This window comes from Pseudomonas sp. 30_B, from assembly GCF_017491605.1.
Classification (GTDB): Bacteria; Pseudomonadota; Gammaproteobacteria; order Pseudomonadales; family Pseudomonadaceae; genus Pseudomonas.
Genome location: NZ_JAFGYY010000347.1, coordinates 1 through 447 on the forward strand (window position 1 = coordinate 1; position 447 = coordinate 447).

The window sequence follows — 447 nt, forward strand, 5'->3', positions numbered from 1 at the left end:
ATACTATGCTTGCTCCTTGGATTCCCAACCGCGCTGTTTATTTCGACGCGTACGTCGAAGTGGAAAGCCGCGCTGCTGGTGCTGGTGACAATCCCGTTCTGGACTTGCGTTGTTGTGCAAATGACTGGATGGATTATCGCGCTGGCCGACAACGGACTCGTGGCACAAACCTTGGGTTTTCTGGGGCTGCTGCATGGTCCGCTCAGTCTTTTGTACACCGATATCGCAACGCTAATCGGCCTCGTCTATGCGTTTACCCCGTTCATGATTCTGCCGATCTTTGCCGCGCTCGACGATTTCGACTGGCAGTTGGTCGAGGCGGCGTATGATCTCGGCGCTCATCAAATGGCAGTCCTGTGGCACGTGATCGTGCCTGTCTGCTGGCCGGGCGTCATGGCGGGTGTTGGGCTTGTTTTCGTCCCTGCACTTGGAGCGTACGCCATTCCC

At 56.6% G+C, this 447-nt stretch carries 1 protein-coding gene; it reads left to right on the plus strand.

Going from position 1 to position 447, the window contains the following annotated elements; all coding sequences use genetic code 11:
* Nucleotides 1-447: ABC transporter permease (locus J5M67_RS28600; protein WP_207888695.1), on the plus strand; the 447-nt coding region annotated here is incomplete at both ends.